Source organism: Methylotenera versatilis 7, from assembly GCF_000799165.1.
Taxonomy (GTDB): Bacteria; Pseudomonadota; Gammaproteobacteria; order Burkholderiales; family Methylophilaceae; genus Methylotenera_A; species Methylotenera_A versatilis_A.
The window spans coordinates 565,097-585,880 of sequence record NZ_JUGF01000001.1 but is presented as its reverse complement, the minus strand read 5'-3'; the positions used below and the strand labels follow the sequence as shown (position 1 = coordinate 585,880).

15 protein-coding genes are annotated in these 20,784 nt (G+C 42.6%); 10 read left to right on the top strand and 5 right to left on the bottom strand.

The window, feature by feature from the left end:
- Positions 1–98 precede the first annotated feature (98 nt).
- The 8 genes from K370_RS02605 to K370_RS02570 all read left to right on the top strand — a co-directional run bounded on the left by K370_RS02605 (position 99) and on the right by K370_RS02570 (position 10,223).
- Positions 99–1,145, top strand: coding sequence for an AAA family ATPase (locus tag K370_RS02605; RefSeq protein WP_047537901.1), 1,047 nt, complete (start codon positions 99–101; stop codon positions 1,143–1,145).
- Entirely contained in the window at positions 1,142–2,005 is an 864-nt protein-coding gene (locus K370_RS02600) for a DUF58 domain-containing protein (RefSeq protein ID WP_047537898.1), read from the top strand. The genes K370_RS02605 and K370_RS02600 overlap by 4 nt, the downstream gene beginning before the upstream one ends.
- The gene (locus tag K370_RS02595; protein ID WP_047537895.1) at positions 2,002–2,937 is read left to right on the top strand and encodes a hypothetical protein; all 936 of its coding nucleotides are present in this window, start codon (positions 2,002–2,004) and stop codon (positions 2,935–2,937) included. The genes K370_RS02600 and K370_RS02595 overlap by 4 nt, the downstream gene beginning before the upstream one ends.
- The gene (locus tag K370_RS02590; RefSeq protein WP_047537892.1) at positions 2,934–3,905 is read left to right on the top strand and encodes a vWA domain-containing protein; all 972 of its coding nucleotides are present in this window, start codon (positions 2,934–2,936) and stop codon (positions 3,903–3,905) included. The genes K370_RS02595 and K370_RS02590 overlap by 4 nt, the downstream gene beginning before the upstream one ends.
- A complete protein-coding gene (locus K370_RS02585; protein ID WP_047537889.1) occupies positions 3,899–4,435 on the top strand; it encodes a hypothetical protein in 537 nt (178 codons plus the stop codon). The genes K370_RS02590 and K370_RS02585 overlap by 7 nt, the downstream gene beginning before the upstream one ends.
- Entirely contained in the window at positions 4,432–5,412 is a 981-nt protein-coding gene (locus tag K370_RS02580; RefSeq protein ID WP_047537886.1) for a vWA domain-containing protein, read from the top strand. Before K370_RS02585 ends, K370_RS02580 begins: the two co-directional genes overlap by 4 nt.
- A 310-nt stretch (positions 5,413–5,722) precedes the next feature.
- Positions 5,723–6,772 (top strand): NAD(P)-dependent alcohol dehydrogenase, encoded by a 1,050-nt coding sequence (locus tag K370_RS02575; RefSeq protein ID WP_047537883.1) that lies wholly within the window; start codon positions 5,723–5,725, stop codon positions 6,770–6,772.
- A gap of 115 nt (positions 6,773–6,887) precedes the next feature.
- A complete protein-coding gene (locus K370_RS02570; protein ID WP_047537879.1) occupies positions 6,888–10,223 on the top strand; it encodes a DUF748 domain-containing protein in 3,336 nt (1,111 codons plus the stop codon).
- A gap of 159 nt (positions 10,224–10,382) precedes the next feature.
- Here K370_RS02570 and K370_RS12220 read toward each other — a convergent pair whose 3' ends face one another.
- Positions 10,383–10,559, bottom strand: a complete 177-nt coding sequence (locus K370_RS12220) for a hypothetical protein (RefSeq protein WP_160255835.1) — start codon at positions 10,557–10,559, stop codon at positions 10,383–10,385.
- 410 nt (positions 10,560–10,969) lie between these two features.
- Positions 10,970–11,824: a hypothetical protein gene (locus K370_RS02565; RefSeq protein ID WP_047537877.1), complete on the bottom strand. Its 855-nt coding sequence runs from the start codon at positions 11,822–11,824 to the stop codon at positions 10,970–10,972.
- Between the two features lie 204 nt (positions 11,825–12,028).
- On the opposite strand from K370_RS02565, the gene K370_RS02560 reads away from it, so the two are divergent.
- Positions 12,029–12,862 carry a hypothetical protein gene (locus tag K370_RS02560; RefSeq protein ID WP_047537874.1) on the top strand — a complete coding sequence of 278 codons (834 nt, stop codon included), beginning with the start codon at positions 12,029–12,031 and terminating at the stop codon, positions 12,860–12,862.
- Positions 12,863–13,118: 256 nt separating this feature from the next.
- Here K370_RS02560 and K370_RS02555 read toward each other — a convergent pair whose 3' ends face one another.
- On the bottom strand, positions 13,119–13,700 hold the full coding sequence (locus K370_RS02555) for a hypothetical protein (RefSeq protein ID WP_047537871.1): 582 nt from the start codon (positions 13,698–13,700) through the stop codon (positions 13,119–13,121).
- A 296-nt stretch (positions 13,701–13,996) separates the two neighbouring features.
- Here K370_RS02555 and K370_RS02550 point away from each other — a divergent pair, with 296 nt between their 5' ends.
- A complete protein-coding gene (locus tag K370_RS02550; RefSeq protein ID WP_047537868.1) occupies positions 13,997–16,213 on the top strand; it encodes a RelA/SpoT family protein in 2,217 nt (738 codons plus the stop codon).
- Positions 16,214–16,245: 32 nt separating this feature from the next.
- Here the strand turns inward: K370_RS02550 and K370_RS02545 are convergent, their stop codons facing one another.
- Both K370_RS02545 and K370_RS02540 read right to left on the bottom strand, forming a co-directional pair.
- The gene (locus tag K370_RS02545; RefSeq protein ID WP_047537865.1) at positions 16,246–17,646 is read right to left on the bottom strand and encodes an efflux transporter outer membrane subunit; all 1,401 of its coding nucleotides are present in this window, start codon (positions 17,644–17,646) and stop codon (positions 16,246–16,248) included.
- On the bottom strand, positions 17,639–20,779 hold the full coding sequence (locus K370_RS02540; protein ID WP_419177392.1) for an efflux RND transporter permease subunit: 3,141 nt from the start codon (positions 20,777–20,779) through the stop codon (positions 17,639–17,641). Before K370_RS02540 ends, K370_RS02545 begins: the two co-directional genes overlap by 8 nt.
- Positions 20,780–20,784 lie beyond the last annotated feature (5 nt).

The window sequence follows — 20,784 nt, the reverse complement described above, 5'->3', positions numbered from 1 at the left end:
AAATAAGTGAACAGACCTGTCTGAATACTATCGCAAAAGTTGGTTAGATGCAACTTTAAGCTGACCTTGTACTTTATATTTTTTTAAATAGGAAATCTATGAATATTGTAACTACCGATGTTCAACTCACAGACTGGCGCAGTCACGCGTTGAAGTTAGAGAGTGAAGTCAAGAAAGTCATCGTCGGCCAGGACAAAGCCATTCGCCTCATGAACACTGCCATCTTTGCGCGTGGCCACGTATTGCTGGAAGGTGGCGTCGGGGTTGGCAAGACCACCTTGCTGCAATCCATCGCCCGCTGTATCGGTGGTGCTTACGAACGTATCGAAGGCACGGTAGACCTGATGCCGAACGACCTGATCTATCACACCTACTTAGGTGAAGACGGCCGCCCCAAGATCGACGAAGGCCCGCTACTACGCGCCGGTGAGAATCTATCCGTTTTCTTCTTTAATGAAATCAACCGTGCCAGACCACAAGTGCATGCCTTGATGCTCCGTGTCATGGCAGAACGCCATATCAGCGCCTTTAAAAGGGAGTATCGTTTACCGCACATGGTGGTATTTGCCGACCGTAACCAGGTCGAAAAAAACGAAACTTTTGAAATCCCTTCTGCTGCACGTGACCGCTTTATGATGGAAATCCCCATTGATATCCCAGCCGATCGCGAACTCAGAAAATCCCTCATGTTCAACCTCAAGTTCCAGCATGCAGAAAACCTGACCAAACAAGTGGAATCCAATGTCTTGCAGTTTGATCAACTGAATAACTTCTCTGACATTCTGCAAAGCCATATCAAAGCCAGCAGCACCATGGAAGACTACGCACTGGACTTATGGGAATCCACTCAATCCCCAGAAAAATATGGCATCAAAATGGACAGCGTCGATGTGAACAGACTGATTCACACCGGTGCCAGCCCAAGAGGCATGGGCATGCTGCTGAAAGCGGCCCGCGTCAATGCATGGCTGCAAAACCGCGATAGTCTGTACCCAGAAGACATTCACGCCGTGTTCCATGAGCTGATCGCACATCGCCTGGTATTTAACGCCATGTATGAAAACCGCAGAACACAACTGGCACGTGAGTTCACGACACAAATCCTGAATACTGTTGCAGTGCCAGCACTCGCTAAAGCCGCATGATTCCGGCCTACGCAAAACCATTTACCTACCAGATCCCCTGGAAGTCCAGCAGCGTGCATTCCGGCGACCACCGCGGATCGCAACGCGGCCTGGGGTTTGAGTACAGAGGCAACCTGTCGCTGGTAGACCATCCGGATGTGCGGCGCATCGATTTGCGCCAGACCTTGCGCGACCCATATGAACAAATACAGGTAAAGCTGTTCAACCAAGACAACACCACACCGATTTTTGCCGTATGCGATTGTTCCAGTTCCATGCAGTTCAAGGGCAGAACCAGAAAACTGGATATTGCCAAAGAAATCGCAGCCTCCATTGCCTACTCCGCCTTTGAGATGAGTGATCTATTCAGCTTTATTGCCTATAACGAACAAGTGATAGAAGAACTCACCTTGCCGTTAAGTCATCACGTCCACCAATCCTTTGAGCTGATCGAGCAACTCACCAACTACCAAAAGTTACGCATCAGTGCTGAAGGCATCCTGGAAGTGCCGCAGTACCTGAGCCAGCACAAAGGCCTGGTGTTCTGGATATCGGATTTCCATATGCCGATACATCTGATCGAACAGGCCTTTAATGCTATGTCAGCGCATCAGATTGTGCCGATAGTCTTATGGGATGAACACGAATATAAAAAGCTGCCCAAGTTTGGTTTCGGCAACATGATTGATCCGGAAACCGGCTTAAGCCGCAGCATCTTCTTTAGGGAAGCGGTACGTGTGCAGTTTGAGCAGGCGTTTGTTGAGCGCAAGCAGACATTGGAGGCTTTGTTTGCTAGGTTTGATACGCAGGCGCTTTATGTCAGTGACCGATTCGATGCAGATGCCGTATCACATTATTTTGAAGAATATATGAGCCTATGAAAAATATAATTAAAAAAATGCTGTTTTTGACTGCTGCGTTCGGGACTTTTGCTTTGATGAATCCATGCTTGGCAGCACAAGAGTCTGAGGCCAGCATTGTTAACATCATTAATCCATCGAAAAGTGTTGGTGTCCAAATAGGGGATTTGCTCAGCAGGGAAATTGAAATAGAGGTATTAAAACCCTATCAAATCAGCAAAAACGCATTTCCAGTAAAAGGCACCAATCAAAATGGGGTTGAGCTGAATGATATCAAGATAGACAGTAAAACCAATGACGAAAAAACCACTTATAAAATCAAGTTAAGTTATCAAGTATTCGGTTATTCAGCCAAACCAAGTGTGATGCAGTTGCCTGCAGAACACATTGAAGTGACTGGTGGAAAAGCTAACACATCAACTCCGGTTTCTATCAATATTCCCGCATGGCGTTTCTGGCAGGCATCACTGGTGCCAACTGGCCTCAAGTCTGCAAAAGATAGTGTTCAACCGCAACACAAGCCGACATTAATCGATTTAAATCCGCATAAAACCAGGCTAATCGTGTTGATTGCCATGTTTGTTACTGGCTTGATTGGGCTTATTTACATCAACGCAGATAAACAATGGCTGCCATTTATGAACGGCGCTTTCGCTCAGGCACATCGAAAAATCAAGAAACTGAATAAAAATAAGGCTAATGAGCAAAAAGCTTTGCTTTATATGCATCAGGCCTTTAATAAAATTCATGGTGCCAATCTATTTGCGAGTGATGTGAACGATTTTGTATCGGCTAACCCGGCTTATACTTCACAGAAAGCAGAGATTCTTCGTTTCTTTGAGCGTTCAAATGCAGCATTGTTTTCTGACCACGCTGAAAACAGCGAGCAGCTGATTAATGAATTAATCAACTTAAGCAAGACACTCAGAAACTGTGAAAGAGGTGTCAAATGACGCTTTTGCATCCATGGGTGTTGCTTTTACTGCCGCTTACATTGATTCCGTTCTGGTTCAAAAGCCATCAAGGACAGATATATTCATGGCTGCCAATCATTCCAGTAGACAGGCTTTCAGATATCGCCAATTACGTTTTGAAAACTATGATTGCCGTTACCATACTTAGCCTGATTCTGGCTTTGGCATCGCCACAGGGGGCAAGCACAAAAGTACTGAAAGTCGGCAAAGGCGCGCAAACGGTTTTTGTGATTGACCGCAGCGTGAGTATGGACCATCCGTTTGCCGGCCAATCAAATAGTGGCCGTGCTGCAGAGATTAAATCTGCCGCTGCCAGACGACTGATTACCCGGTTTATCGATTCGCGTCCTGATGACATGATGGGGGTGGTTGGTTTCACCAATTCATCTTTATATGGTATGAAAATCACCACCAATATCGATGCGATTCACTCTGCCATCAATGCAGCAACTGGACCAGCGATTAATCAAACCAATATTGGGGCGGGTGTAACACAAGCCGTCACACTTTTTGATGATATTCAAAGCTCTGGCTCACGTGCCATTATTTTGCTATCCGATGGTGCAGGTAAGCTGAGTCCGCGCGTTAAGCGAACAATCACTGAAGAGTTAAGCGGTAAAAAATTAAACTTCTACTGGATTGTGCTGCGTGAGCCTGATGATATTAGTATTTTTACTAAACAAACTTATCCAGACGATAGCGTTCCTGATGCCATTGCTTTAGATAAATTTTTCAAATCCATCAAAATAAAATACAAAGCTTTTGAAGCAGATAACCCAGCCACCTTGCAGTCTGCATTGCAATACATCGATTCAAAAGAGAAAAATATCATTCAATATTCCGTGAATATTCCGGGACATGACTACTCACGTGACCTGATTATTTTCTCGCTCATACTCGGTGTTTTTATATTGATTTTCAAAAATTTAAAGGTGTATTCATGGTAAAAACTATTCATAAAAGCAATATCGTTTTTGGATTGTTGCTGGTAATAGGTTTGGTTGGTGGCCTCTATGAGGCTTACCAATACAACAAGATCGTCAAAGTGAATCGCGCGATTCAATCAGATCAGCAGATTACGGATGCCTCTTATCCTTATTTGCAAAAGTTTGCGGCGGCCTATAGCCAAGGTAAAAAGGGAGATTACAAACATGCTGTGCAGACTTACGGCCAGCTATTGGATACGTCACCAAGCCTAACGGAACAGGCAAAGATTCAATATAACATCGGCAATAATTTGTTTATTTTTGGCTTGATTCGCAGGATTAACGATGATGGCACACTGCAAGATGAAGCACGATATGCTTACTCGCAAGCCAAAATCGCCTATGAACAATCGTTAAGATTATCCCCACAATCCTTGCCTGCAAAATTCAATTTAAGTTTGCTGAATTCTGTTATGTTTAACAATATGAAAGCTGCTCCTAAAGATCAGTCAACAATGGAGTTGAGTAACTTGCCGATTGGTTTGCCATGAAAAAAACCATTGAATTCATTAAGAATAACTATGAAACTGCGTTGTATATTGGCGTAATTACCTTGCTCACATTGGCGCTAGTCAAGCCAGAGATTCAGTTAAAACAAAAGGTACATAATTACTTATTGGTGGCAGATGTGTCACAAAGTATGAATGCCGAAGATGAGAAACTGAACAACCAAGCAGCTAGTAGATTGGCTTACACGCGACATTTGATGAAAAAAATCGTAGAGACTTCTTCATGCGGTACTTATATCAGTGTGGGTATTTTTGCTTCCGATAACGTCGCCTTGCTGATTACGCCTTTAGAAGTGTGCGCGAATTATGATGTGATTACCGACACCATTTCACACCTGGAGTGGCGCATGGCCTGGAAAGGTAATAGTCGCCTGAGTTTTGGTGTAAAGGCAGCGGAGAATGTATTTGATTCATTGAATGTTCCTGCGCAGATGCTGTTTTTTACCGATGGTGATGAAGCGCCCAGAGTAAATGTCACGATAAAACAGGACTTAAGTGGCGTACAGATTGGGAAAAACTTTGTTTTTGTGGGCGTTGGTGGAACGACAAAAGTGCCTGTGCCACGCTTCAATTCGGCGAATAAACGGGTAGGGTATTGGCCAATGAATGATAATAACAACTCGGGTGCGGTCGGCGTGACATATTCGGATGCTAGTCAGGATGAGCCTGACCCACCAATCGCCAGTGCAGAGTATGACCAATTTTTATCTCAGCTTGAGGATGATTATCTCAAATCTCTTGCAGGCGATATAAAAGCAAAATATATCAAGGGGCAAGACACGCCGGAGTTTTATGACTTTGTTCAAAAACAAAAACCAGCTGCAAGTTTTGTAACTGCCTATTCAGTACGTTGGATGTATATAGTGTGTGCGTTAATATTGGTATTGCTTACTTTTTTACCCAATATCATCCTCAAATCTTTTGAGTCTAAAGGCGCTCTAAATAGGGGCTCAAATTAAGGAATGTCTAAACTGCGCACAGGCAAAAAATCCATGTATGTACGCAGTTTAGATATACGCCAAACTTTCAATGCTGCGGAAAAGTTTGAATCCGAGTAATCACAGATGGCGCTTTATTTCTGCTGTAAAAAACTTATTACGCAAGCTTTGGTAGCCTACAGCTCAATTTTGGAATACTGAATTCCATAAAGCTTAATACTCGAAATGGACATTGAGTATAAGATAACTCTACTATATTCAATGTCAGATTAAGGCGACTAAGCCTCACCAATCAATTTGTTTAGGTTCGAGTAATTATCAGGAGAAATAAATGACGAAAGCAATTAGTTATGCAGCAGTTTCAGCCAAAGAGAAGTTGGCCCCATTTCAGTTTGAACGTCGCGAGGTTGGCGCTAAAGATATACAAATTGAGATTTTATTTTGCGGCGTTTGCCATTCAGATCTACACACAGCACGCAATGAATGGCAAAACTCTGTTTACCCGGTTATACCTGGGCATGAAATTGTAGGGCGCGTAACGAGTGTAGGTGCCGATGTTAAGGCGTTTAAAGTAGGGGATTTAGCTGGGGTAGGGTGTTTGGTCGACTCATGTGGTGTATGCGAAGACTGTAAGGATGGACTAGAGCAGTATTGCGACCAAGAGGTTTTTACTTACAATAGTCCTGATAAACATACTGGCAAGATGACTTATGGCGGATACTCTAACCAGATAGTCGTTGATGAACATTTTGTATTACACATTTCTGAGAAATTAGATTTAGCTGCAGTAGCACCTTTGCTGTGCGCAGGTATCACAACGTACTCACCATTAAAACACTGGAAAGTCGGGCCAGGCAGCAAAGTTGGGGTTGTCGGGCTAGGCGGTCTTGGCCATATGGCGGTGAAACTTGCTCATGCCATGGGCGCACATGTCGTGCTGTTTACCACTTCAAGCAATAAAGTTGCAGACGCTAAACGGCTTGGTGCGGATGAGGTTGTCATCTCCAAAAATCCGGATGAAATGAAAGCGCATCTCAAAAGTTTTGATTTTATTCTTAATACGGTTGCCGCAGCACATAACCTTGATGTATTTACCGAACTATTAAAACGTGATGGCACGATGTGCTTGAATGGCGTGCCGGAACATGCTCATCCTTCACCCAATATTGGTAGCTTAATCTTCAAGCGTAGACAAATCGCAGGCTCCTTGATTGGCGGCATTAAGGAAACGCAAGAAATGCTGGATTTTTGCGCCAAACACAATATTACTTCTGATATAGAAGTGATCGCAATTCAGGATGTGAATGAAGCTTATGAGCGTATGATTAAAGGCGATGTGAAATATCGCTTTGTGATCGATATGGCAACTTTGAAAGATTAATCATTTATTAGATTATTGGATGTTTTTTTAAAAAGCCGCTGAATAAGCGGCTTTTTTACAGCAAAGATAATCATCATAACAACACCTATTTGCATAATTTTGCTAAGCTTATTCCATGCTGAATAATATAAAAAATAAATTAAATCTACCGATTAAAATAATTGCCGGGCTGTGTATTTCCTATCTTTTATTTAGTTACCTCGCTATAAATCCTCTTGCTCAGCGCATTGTGCCTTGGCTGGCGGAAAATAAACTAGCAAGTCATGCCAACGTGGGCAAAGTGACATTTGATCCTTTTCGTTTAAAAACCACTATTGAGAACTTTAATTTAACAGAAAAAAGCGGTGCGCCGCTTGTCGGTTTTGATAGGCTGGTAGTGGATTTTGAGGTAAACGGATTATTTGATTGGGCTTGGAAATTCAAAGAAATCAGCATTACGGCACCACGGGCAAACATTGCAATATCCACTAAAGGCAAGCTCAATTGGGCCGACCTTATAGCAAAACTTAATGAAGACAAAACGCCACCAAGCAATACAATCCCCCGTGTAGCCATAGGCTTTTTTTCAGTTAAGCAGGGCCATGTTCAATATGAGGATGCAAACCGTCCTACGCCATTCAAAGCGAACCTAACGCCATTAACCTTTCAATTAGATAACTTTTCCACTTTGCCTAAAGACCGTGGGGACTATTTTGTCGCGGCAAAACTATCTGAACAGGGCGGAGCCCTTAAATGGAAAGGGGATTTAGGTGTAAATCCTATCGCATCAAAAGGGCATATAGCATTTGATCATGTTCAACTCGCTAAGCTGATGCAAATTGTAGAGGATGTTAATTTGCCCTTTAAACCTGCAGGTGGCGATATTCAGGCAAGTTTTTCTTACGATTTCTCACTCCCCAAAGACCAACCCAAAGTATCACTTAATAACATTGCGATAACACTTGATAACTTAGCTGGAAAGGTCATGCCGGCTGGGAATTTGTCATTGAAACAGGCTGCAGTTACGTTGCCGCAATTAGATTTTTCTATACAAAATAAGCCACAGCTTAACTTTCAAGATTTGAATTTGAAGCTGACTGACTTAGCTTACGAAGATCAGGGGTTTGTGCACCCGCTCAAGGTTGATGTGGCAGGTCTTAATCTTGGATTCGCGGTTACGATGCCACAAGGCAGCATAGAAATTAGCAAACTGCAAAGCAATATTGCTGGGGTAACAGTAAAGTCGACTTTATATAAAACGCCAGTTGCTACGCTGGAGCAGCTTAACCTTAACGAAGGTGAAATAAGCTTAGCAAGTCAGAAAGTGGGCGTGCAATCCATTATATTATCGGGGCTTAAAACGCAGATTATCAAAGAAGCAGATAAGCCGATTAACTGGCAATCAATATTGAAAACTGTGCCGAGCGCGGCTAGTAAAGCCAATGCAGAATCAAACCATGAAGGTAAAAAACCTGACTGGGCTTTATCACTCAAAAAACTGGCTTTAGATAACGCCGACTTGCATGTGGAAGATCGCAGTCTTAATACACCGGTAATCTTGGATATTGAAAAAGTTGCGCTTGAGATACTTGATACCTCGTTAAATTTATCGCATCCCGTACCAGTTAAAGCGGCGTTTCAGGTCAAACAAGGCGGTCAATTTACAGCACAGGGTAATCTCACGCCTTCACCTCTAAAAGCTGATTTGAACGTTAAGCTGTCACAGTTGGCGCTAAAACCCTTTGGGCCATATGTCAGCCAGTTTGCCTTTCTTAAGCTTAACGGTGGTGCCACTGGCGTCTCAGGTAAATTGTTAGTAAAAGAAGGTAAGCGTTTGGCGGTAGCTTTTAAGGGCGGATTTAGTGTGAACAAACTTTCACTGGTTGAAGAGGGGAGTGGCGCACCATTTTTGGGCTGGGAGCGCGTCAGTAGCGACAGCTTAGAAGTTTCCTTGGCGCCTGATCGTGTTCATATGGCGCAGCTGCAGCTTGTAAACCCGGTTGGTAAGTTTATTATTCATGAAGACAGAAGCATGAATATAACGCGTATTTTACGCAATCAGTCATCCTCAACCCCAACTACTGTGCCGGTAAAAAACACCTCATCTAAGCAGCCAGTAGTTGCAACAAGTACAGATATTGCTAAACCTACATTGACATTTGGTGCGTCTACGCCGCAAACCGCCACAGGCAAAATACCTGAAGCGCTTCCCGTGCCAGAAGCCAGTAACACTGCCTCTACAGAAGCATTTCCAGTCAGCATTGAAACGGTACGCATCGATAATGCCGAGCTGGATTTTGCTGATCTTTCACTCACACCACAGTTTGGCACACATATTAACTCGCTTACCGGTGTGATTAATGGAGTATCAACCAATGCCACATCTGTTGCTCAAGTGGAGCTTGATGGTAAAGTGGATGACTATGGATCTGCACGTATCCGTGGCTCACTGCAGCCATTCAACGCGACTAACTTTACTGACTTAAAGTTAAGCTTTAAAAACCTTGAAATGAATCGACTCACGCCTTATTCAGGTAAATTTGCAGGCAGGCGTATTGATTCCGGTAGGCTTTCTGTTGATTTGGAATACAAAATCAAGCAACGCCAATTGGCGGGTGAAAACAAATTTATCATCAATAAACTAAAGTTGGGTGAAAAAGTAGATAGCGCGGATGCGGCCGATCTACCGCTGGATTTCGCCATCGCTATTTTGGAAGACAGTGACGGAATCATTGATTTAGATCTGCCGATTTCAGGTAGCTTGGATGACCCTAAATTTAGCTACGGCAGTATTGTCTGGAAAGCGATTAAAAATGTGCTAACTAAAATTGTCACTTCGCCATTCCGTGCATTAGGTAATTTGTTTGGTGCAGATTCGGAAAAACTAGAATCCATATCATTTGAAGCTGGTAGCTCAGTAGTTGCGCCACCAGAGCAGGAGAAATTAAAAACCATTACACAAGTATTGAGTAAACGCTCAGGGCTAGCACTTGGCATTATCCCAAGCTATGACGTTGCTTTAGATTCACGCGCACTGCAAGAAATGACGCTTCGTAGTAAAGTTGCACTAGAGATGGGCATCAAACTTACCGATGGCCAGCAGCCAGGGCCGATTGATTTAAGCAATCAAAAAACACAAAAAGCAATAGATGCCTTGTACGATACGCTCACGAAAAAGAGCCTCCTGAAAAAATTGGCCTCCAAATTAGAAAAACCCAAAGAAGGTCATTACGAGGAAGCATTAGAAAAACTCACAACAAGTATAGAAATTACAGAACCTGATTTGCAAGCGCTAGCCAAATCGCGTGGTGAAGCAATACAAAGAGCCTTGATGGACGCTGGTATTACAACAGACAGAGTGCATGTAGATACTCCCGTTAAAATCAAAGCGGATGGAAAAATCATTAATATTAAATTGACACTAGATATAAAAGACGCAAAAAGTAATGCCGCTGTACCTGTCACTGAATGAGCTGACCTGAGAATGTAGGTCAGCCTATCGGTAATTAGCCTGTAAAAGCGCCAGCTGTTTTATAAATCAGAATCACAACGCCTAAACGTATCTAAAAAACGTTAAAAATAACGCATTGTTTTATGTGGTTGGGGTTAGGGTATTGCTACGTCTTTTTAATCAAGCCCGAATAAGCTGTTTTTTAACTTCAATTGCCAAAGTTTCACGAGTTTTTCTCTGTTCAAGCTTTTTAGCCTTAACGACTTTAAGTTTAACTTTTGCTTGATAGCGTGCATTTCTAGCTGTGCGCAAACGGCGTTTGTAAATTACGCAATTCCTTATTAGTGCAATCAGCATAATTTTGCCGTCTTAACCTGCTTGTTGAGTTTGTAAAGTTTGGCAAGCTGTTTAAGTAAAGCTCTATATCATCTAAAGAAATAGCGATCTGGCCAAATAGGTCGTAAGAGTAAACCATCTTCACAGATCCTGTAGATCTACCGTCTTATAATTTAACATAATATACATTATACGAAGTTAAATAATTGTCAAAATTGGGGGCATACTTCCTGAAAAGGTTCTGTATGCTGAGTTTAGAACTGTTTGGTGAAGTTATTGTTGCTCTTGATGAGGTGGAATTGCGGATGCGCAAAAAAGAGCTTTTAGCGGCTTGATAAAATAAGATCGGCAATACCCTACCTCAGAGAAATATTAAAACCCCTCTAATACTTAGTTTTTTGCATTTACTAATGAGATTTCATTAAAAAATACTAATCATCATTGTCAAAGATAGGCTTAGCCGCTACAACAGCCACTTTAGATTTTGGGATTTTAAATTGAATTAATAAAACTATTGATATTAAGATGGTCGTTATTACAGCAGAAATAAATACATTAGAGGTTGATGTTTCTATACCTATATATTTTAAGAAAATTACATTTGTGACTGCACCAGTTAAAAGCATCACTGGGATTATTAATGATGACATCTTCCAATCAATTTCTACTTTTCTTTTAGTAGAAAATTTATCCACGAAGTATAGGCAAACATATAAAGACAAGATGCTGATAATAAAGAATATTATTCCTGTTGGAATATTAATTTCATCCTTCTCTTTAACATTTTGTTTAAAATTTATACTTTTGATACCCGCAATTCTTGCATAAGGGCTGAACTCCGGTTTTCCACCTGATGTAACTAGCGAAAAAGTTAGTTTATCTAAGGAATTCAATAGTTGTGGCTTAACTTTTAAACGATTATTTTCAATAAATATTTCACTTCTTATATCTTTGGGTGTAGTGCTAACTATTTTAGTTTTAAGCATTTTAACCGGATCGAAAACAAGTATTTCAATAGGCGACTCGAAGTCCGAAACTAATATATCTTTAGAGCCTTCATTTTCAAGTTCCAATGTGGAGACATATGGTTGTTTTAATTCTTCCCCATCAAATAACACCTTAAGTTCATTTATCGGCTCTGCCAATTCAGGCTGTAGTGAGACTGTAGAAGTTACCTGCAACTTAAGCGCTTTTGGTTCATTATTAAAATAGTTATTAAAATAATTTGTAGTAATACCAACAAAAAAAGGAATCAATACCCCAAAAATCCAAACATTTTTATTCATTATTATCAACTCAAGTTTTATGAAATATATTTCATGAGATTACAACATTTTACGTCAACACTCTAACCCAGCATAATACAAATGACGTTTGCATTTGATTGCCCCATGCTAAATTTTTAGTGATATTAAGTTTAGTTTAAGTCAACAATACAATTGTTGAAATTAACGTAAACGCAACTAAGAGCTTAATTAAAGGGGAATATTTTGAAAAAAACCATTTTAAAACATAGGACTACCCAAATTACATATCACCTTCCACAAGGCCATTCTGGATATACGGGGTACTGGGATGACAATGGCTATTTACAACTTATAGATTCTAAGGGTTTAAAGGCTGAGCCATTAAGAAGCAAAAAAGTAATTTCATACAAAGGGGGAAATAAAGAAAAAGCTTACTTAGTGATGGAATCTGAGAACGAGGGTCAGTCTTTTGATGGATTAGTTGAGTTGTCTAGGTTTGATTCGTTTTTTGTTATTGACACTAATAGCCCTATAGAGCTAATAAACGGAAAAAGACTTTCAGTCTCATTCTTAATTCGTTTGAAATTAGTGAAAGTTGAAGGTGGCTTTCAATACCAAAAGCCTGAGAATCATGGGTATTTATTAGTATTTAATAATATTCCCTATGAAGAAAGGCCAGAAATGTTAGCTATTTTAATGATGGCCAAGCATATTTCAAAAACCGAAAGCTCTAATACAAACTCCAAAATCGGCTTTGTAACAGATTCAGACACAGAGTCACATAGGAGCATTTCACTACGTGAAAGTAAAATATATAAAAATGACTATCTTCCAGAAGGATTTAGTTTAATTTTTGCTAAGGATAGAGGTGGGAATATCTTAAATCGCCTAGTTAGAACCTGTGATAACGAGGCAAATAAGGGAGTTACATCTTATAAATTAGATTTACTTAAAAATGAAACCATGACTCCTTGTTATTTAGATAAGGACGTGCTTTTTCAGAGCTATGAAATTTCAATTATAGATTTCAATATCGGAATATCAAAAACACGAGGAGCTAATGGGAAATTTACATAATTTATTTTCATTAATCTGTATATCAATTAACCTCACCCGAAAAACAGCTTTTAGCGGCTTGATAAAAAAGGTATGTTAATACCCTAACCTAGCATCAACCGCATTAAAATAATGCTTGTTAACGCCCTAACCTCTAAAAATTATAAAAAACTTTTAAATACACATTAACTTACCAACAGGTTAGTATTTTCTAAACCAATTATTCCATTCACTAAACCAGTAATAAAAACGCTATTACATACGCATAATTTCATTTCTAATCTTTAGAGGTGCTAGCTTCAGCTACAATTAGTCCAGCGCCTAAACCGCCCGCTCCTGCTGCCGCGCCACCGCCGCCGCCACCAGATCCACCACCTTTAGCACCTCCATCTCCACGGCCACCTCCTTCATCCTCACCACGCATTGAGCGGGACAGTCTTGCTGGGCCTGATGCTGGCATTGCGAGGGTGCTTGGAATTTGCTCTAAACCCAGCTGGGTACGCAGGTCTGAGCGTAGCGATTTAATTAGTGGTTGAAAATCTACATATTCATCATTCTTTAAGCCGTTTGCACAAGCAACCGATAGCTCAACTTGAGTAATAGAGCCAAATAATATGATATCTGCAAGTGTTTCCTCTAACTGGGGAGTATGATCTTGCCTTGCTGGTGTAAATGAACCGGCAAGCGAGCGATATGCGGCCACAAGGGATTTAAGTCGCTCTGTCTCCTGCCTATTCTCGCGCTGCCGTTTCTGCTGCACACGCTGCATGATGAACACGCGTATTGCCAACAGAATGACTGCAATCACTAGTGACGCAATAAGTGTTAATGGAAGTGGGCCAATATCAGCAATTTGCATTGTCTACCTTCTTATTTCTTATAAATATTAATGATAAAAATTATTAATATACCTGTCATGCACACAGTTGCATCAGGCATTTATTTTACTCCACATTTCTTGCCACCTATCTACTTCAATAGCAGGCTTATACACATCTAACACAAATATTAAGTACGCTTCATCACTACTATTCTTTTCAAGTTACCATTTACAAATCCGCTAGGAGGTGCAGAAAGCTACGCATTCCAATGGAAAATACATGTATCGAAATCTACCCAACACAAAAAACTAGTGCTTTGATGCGATAATATTTCATGATCTCTGTTTATAACCCAACTTCTGATTTGCTCGCCTCGAATGAGAGTGATGTCTCCTCATGGATTGAGACTTTGGCGAAGCGTTTTTCACCTACCGAAATCGAGTTGATTCGCCATGCCTGTGAATTGGCTGCCCCACTCTACTCTGGTCATACCGAGCTGACCGGCGCACCACTGTTGCAACATGCGCTGGGGGTCGCGACTATTCTCATCGATATGAACATGGATGTAGAGGCGATTGCTGCCACCATATTGCATGCAGTGCCAGGTTATCTGGACGATTGGCAGGAAATATTGGAAGCACGTTTTAGCGCCAATATTGCTGGTTTGGTCGAAGGTATTTTACGCATGGAGCAAATTCAGGCATTTAGTGAGTTTGAAGGTAGCCACGGATCGGATCGAAAAAACAGCGACCAGTCGCAGCAGATAGAAAGCCTGCGCAAAATGTTGCTGGCTATGGTGCAAGATATCCGTGTAGTGCTGATTAAGCTGGCTGAGCGTACACAAACCTTGCGCAGCTTGTCGGGTGCTAGCCCAGCCCAGCAAAAGCAAATTGCACAGGAAAGCCAGGGAATTTTCGCACCATTGGCTAACCGTCTTGGTGTGTGGCAGATCAAGTGGGAGCTGGAAGACCTTTCACTGCGTTACCTAGAGCCTAAACTCTACAAAGATGTTGCAAAAATGCTGGATGAACGCCGCGTTGACCGAGAGCAATACATTATTGACGTCGTGGCACAGTTAAAACATGAATTGAGCGAAGCTGGCATTAAGGGGGAAGTGAGCGGACGGCCCAAACATATCTACAGCATCATCAAGAAGATGAAAAGCAAGCAGTTGGATTTCAGCAAGCTCTATGATGTACGTGCAGTACGGATTTTGGTCGATGACATCAAGGACTGCTACGCAGCACTCGGCCTGATTCACAACTTATGGCAGCCTATCCCCGGCGAATTTGACGACTACATTGCGCGTGCCAAGAGTAATAACTATCGTTCATTGCATACCGCTGTCAGTGGCCCTCGCGACTTGGCGCTGGAAGTTCAGATACGTACTTTTGAAATGCACCAACACTCTGAATTGGGGGTTGCTGCACACTGGCGCTACAAGGAAGGCGGGAAATCCGATGCCAAATTCGACGAGCAAGTCGCATGGCTGCGCCAGATATTGGCATGGAAGGATGAAGTTGCCGTCAACGGCGATCTGTTGGAACAATTTAAGAGCGAACTTTTCCAGGACAAGGTCTACGTGCTGACTCCCCAGGGTAAAGTGATTGACCTGCCCAAGGGCGCAACCCCGATTGATTTTGCTTACGCCCTGCATACCGATTTAGGTCATCGTACACGCGGCGCCAAGGTAAATGGAAGCATCGTGCCGCTCAATACCAAGCTGCAAAACGGTCAGAGAGTGGAAATCCTGACTTCAAAGCTTGGCTCACCCAGCCGTGACTGGCTAAGTGCAGGGCTTGGCTTCCTGCAAAGTTCAAGCGCACGCGCTAAAGTTAGGCACTGGTTTAAATATCAAAATTTCGAGGAAAATGTTGCACAAGGTCGAGCGAAGCTGGATCGTGAGTTACATCGAGCAGGCGCTGGTGCCGTTAATCAGGAAAAAATTGCACAGAAACTGCAATTCCAGAAACTTGAAGATTTTTTGGCTGCCATTGGACGCGGGGATATCAGTGAGCATCAGATTGCTCTCGTTATTCAAGAGCAAACAGCGCCCAAACCAGAAACCACTCGCCCACTCGTCCCGAAGCGCATCACGACTGCACAATCTAAGTCAGGGATTGTCATCGAAGGCATCGGCAACCTACAGACTAGTATTGCCAAATGCTGCAAACCAATGCCTGCGGACGTAATTGTTGGCTACCTCACACGCGATCATGGCGTGACCATTCATCGCAAAGCCTGTACCTTCATTACACGATTGCCAGAAGAACGACACAACCGACTACTCAGTGCTCAGTGGGGTAACGAGAATGCCAGTGCGGACATCGATATTGAAGTGGAAGCCCATGACCGCCAAGGCCTGTTACGCGACATTAGCGACCTATTCGTTCGGGAAAAGGTCAACGCCATCAAAGCCAATACCATGAGCAGGAACAATCTGGCATTTATGCAGTTTTCGATCGAAATTTCAAACCCGGAGCAACTCAACCGCCTGCTGACACTGATTCAGCAGGTGCCAAACGTCATTACGGCGCGGCGGCGTGTTTAGTAATGCAAGCGTACTAGCGCATTAAAAGAAGCTTAAGCTCCGCCACCCAATACTTTATATAAAGCCCGATGATTTTCGTATTCAAGTAACTTTACAGTAATCAATGTTTTTTCAGAAGCATATAGTACGCGCTGCGCATCAAGCGCCTCTAAATAAGTTGAAACCCCCTTTTTGTAACGCTCATTGGCAATCATATAGCTATCTGTAGCCGCCTCTACTAAATGCTGCTGTGCATCCAGCTGTTCTTTAATGGTTCCATTCCGGGCTAACACATCCGCTACTTCTTTGAAGGCTGTTTGTAGCGTTAATTCATAGGTTGCCAAATAAAGTTTTTGCTGTGCATTGGCATAATCCAAATTAGCTTTATTAGTTCCATTATCAAAAATCGGTAAAGTTACCGAAGGTATTAAAGACCAAACGCCAGCCCCTGTGAATAATTTTGCTAATTCTGCGCTGGCTAGTCCAGTGCTGGCAGTCAGTTTTACAGAAGGAAAAAATGCCGCTCTGGCAGCACCAATGTTTGTATTAGCCGATTTTAACTGATGCTCTGCCACCAAGACATCAGGGCGCTGAAGTAGGATGCTGGAATCTAAACTTGGAGAAATATTCGCAAACCATACTTCGTTTGTTGGTAATTCGGCAGGTAATAGGTCATCTGAAATAGATGTGCCAGCCAGCAACTCTAATGCGTTACGATCTTGCGCAACTAAAGTAATCAAATTTGCTACGTCGGCTCGTGCAGTTTGGTACGCCGTTTCGGCTTGCCTTAGCTCTAGCCTTGTTGCAACACCGATATCCAAGCGCTTTTGTATCACGGTCATCGAACTTTCAGCCGAACTCATTGTTTTTCTGGATAGTGCTAGCTGACTGCTGTCAGCAGCCATTGTTTGATAAGCACCTAAAAGTTCAGAAATTAAGCTGATTTTGGCCGTACGATGTGCCTCTTCTGTCGCTAGATAGCTTTCAAGAGCAGCATTTGAAAGACTGCGAATTTTCCCAAAAAAGTCAATTTCATATGCTGTCATACCAACACTGGCGGAATAGCTTTCAACCTTTGATGTAGACATTTCACCATTAGATGAAGTCACGGCACTACGACCTCTGGTGCCTGTCACGTCTGCATTAATTGTCGGGAGCATGGCCGCATCTTGAACGCGATATTGCGCCCTTGCCGCCTCAATATTAGCAAGTGTAATTTTGATATCACGATTGTTACTTAGCCCAATCTCAACTACCTGGCGCATCTTATTGTTAAGAATGAATTTCTCCCAAGAAGTATCCGTAGCAAGAACACCTGTATTTTGGCTCTTATAGCTATCGCCTTCTGGCCACGCGGATGGTAGTGGCGCTTTAGGTTGGCTGTAAGTTGGTGCTAAAGATGCGCATCCAGCCAAATATATTGCGCCTAACAGCATGATTGAGTATTTATACATCTTGCGCTCCAGAATTTAAGGATTGCTCTGGTGTTGCATGTTTGAACCTGAATAACTTGCCTACCAGCACAAAAAATAATGGTACGAAGATTACTGCCAGTATAGTTGCCGCCAATGTGCCGCCAATGATCCCGGTGCCAATTGACACACGACTTTTAGCCCCAGCACCTGTAGAAACGGCTAATGGTAAAACACCAGCAATAAACGCCAATGAAGTCATTAAAATGGGTCTTAAACGCAATTTAGCCGCTTCAACCGCAGCCTCAAACAAGCTGCTGCCTTTTAAGTAAGCTGTTTCTGCAAACTCCACAATTAAAATTGCATTTTTTGCCGATAATCCCATAGTGGTCACCAATGCCACTTGAAAATAAACGTCGTTCTCCAGCCCGCGCAGGGTGGCGGCTAAAATTGCCCCAAAAATACCTAGTGGAATAATCATGATGACTGCGAATGGAACAGTCCAGCTTTCGTACAAAGCCGCTAAACATAAGAAAATAACCAGAATAGATATTGAATACAGCTGCAATGTCTGACCAGAAGCCAGCCTCTCCTGATAAGAAAGGCCACTCCATGCAAAATTTGTGCTTTGTGGTAATGCCTTCACTAATTGTTCCATTTCATCCATGGCACTTCCAGAGCTAATCCCAGTGGCTGGAGACCCTTGAAGTTGATAGGATGCAAGCCCATTGTAGCGACTCAAGATTTCCGGGCCAAAACTCCAGTTTGTGTTAGCAAATGCAGAAAACGGTGTCATTGCGCCATCTGTGCCACGTACAAACCATTGGTTAATATCTTCTGGCTTAGAACGGAATGGCGCATCCGCTTGTATATAAACCTTTTTCACGCGTGAACGATCAATAAAATCATTAACATAAATACCTGCCCAGGCGGCGCTGAGTGTATTGTTAATGTCAGTCATCGATAAACCCAGTGAAAATGCTTTGTTTTGATCCACATCAACACGCAACTGGGGCGTATCTTCTAAAGCACCAGATCGGACGCTTGTTATTAGCGCATTGTTAGAAGCCTTAGAAATAAGCTCATCACGCATGGATTTTAACTCTGACCTGGACATGTCGGCTTTTGCTTGAAGCTGCAACTCGAATCCGCTGGACTGTCCCAGCCCTCTTACAGGTGGTGGGTTAAGCATAAACACCTGCGCATCTCTAACCTTTGTCAGCGCTTGATTCGCTCTGCCGATAATACCTTCGGCATTGTTTTCGGTACCTTTTCTTTCATCCCAATCCTTAAAGGCAACGAAAGCCATACCTGCATTTTGACCACTGCCGCTAAAGTTAAACCCAGAAACGGTGAAAATACCTTTTACGTTATCCTTTTCATCATTGAGGAAATACTCTTCAACTTCTTTTGCAACCGCCATTGTGCGAGAAACTGATGCGCCCACAGGAAGCGTGTATTGCACCATAGCCTCTCCTTGATCTTCCGCTGGCAAGAAACTGGAAGGCAGGTTCACAAGTAAAAGTCCTAAAATACCTACTATGACTGCATATCCTAGCATCCAGCGAATAGGCTGTTTCAATATGGTCGCGACTTTTGACTGGTAGCCAGATGTTAACTGATCAAATTTAGCATTGAACCATCTTCCAAACCCTTTGCTTGATTTAGAAACATCTGGTTTTTTTAGAAATGTAGCGCAAAGTGCCGGAGTCAGCGTAAGCGCAACAATCACAGACAAGACCATTGACACTACGATGGTGATTGAAAACTGCCTATAAATAACCCCTGTTGAGCCAGAGAAAAATGCCATCGGCAGGAATACAACAGATAAAACGGTTGCTATGCCAATTAATGCACCTGTAATTTCTCGCATGGATTCAATGGTCGCTTCTTTTGGCGACAAACCTTTTTCATGCATCAGTCGCTCAACGTTTTCTACCACGACAATCGCGTCATCAACCAATAAGCCAATGGATAAAACCATTCCAAATAGCGTTAGGGTATTAATTGAATATCCGATGATAGATAAAACAGTGAATGTACCTAACAGAACAACAGGAACCGCAATTGCTGGAATCAAAGTCGCTCGCCAGCTTTGCAAAAATATAAACATGACGATAACGACTAACACAATCGCTTCGATTAATGTTTTGACAACTTCAATAATGGATATTTTAACGAACGCAGTGCTGTCTTTTGGATAGGCAATGTTGTAGCCATCTGGCATTCCACGTTTCAAGTCATCGATCACTGACTTTACGCCTGCAGACGTAGACATCGCATTGGCGCCTGGCGCCAACTGCACAGCAAGACCTGATGCAGGGTGACCATTCATGCGCGTTACGTTGTCATAAGATTCACTTCCCAATTCCACTCTGGCAACATCGCCTAATCTAACTGCCGCACCATTCGAGTTGAATTTAACAATCACATCACGAAATTGTTGAACAGTTTGAAGTTTAGATTGGGAAGTTACAGTTGCATTTAATTGCTGTTCCGCAGTTGAAGGCATTCCTCCAATTTTGCCGGCTGATACTTGATTATTTTGCGCCTCAATTGCCGACTGAATATCGGAAGGCATTAATTGATAAGAATTAAGCTTTTCGGGATCAAGCCAGATTCGCATCGCATAGCGAGAGCCAAACACTTGAACACCCCCAACCCCGGCAACGCGGGCGATAGGATCTTGCATATTGCTTACAAGGTAGTCGGCTATATCGGTTGCGCTAGCTTTATCCGACTCATCATAAATGGCGGCAATTAATAAAAAGTCCGTTTGCGATTTAACGACCGTAATGCCCTGCGCCTGCACGGTTGCGGGTAGCCGCGTAAGCGCTTGTTGCACTTTATTCTGCACTTGCATTTGAGCTGTGTCAGGATTAGTCCCTTGAGCAAAAGTGACCGTGATTGAAGCACTTCCGGCAGAACTACTTGAAGATGAAAAGTATAAAAGTCCGTCAATACCTGTTAACTGTTGCTCAATAATCTGGGTTACGCTGTTTTCTACCGTTTCAGCAGATGCGCCAGTGTAAGTAGCGTTAATTCGTACCGTTGGCGGTGCAACGTCCGGGTATTGAGAAACTGGTAATACAGTAATAGACATCACACCTGACAACATAATGACGATGGCGATTACCCATGCAAAAATAGGACGATTTACAAAGAAATGAGCCAGCATGA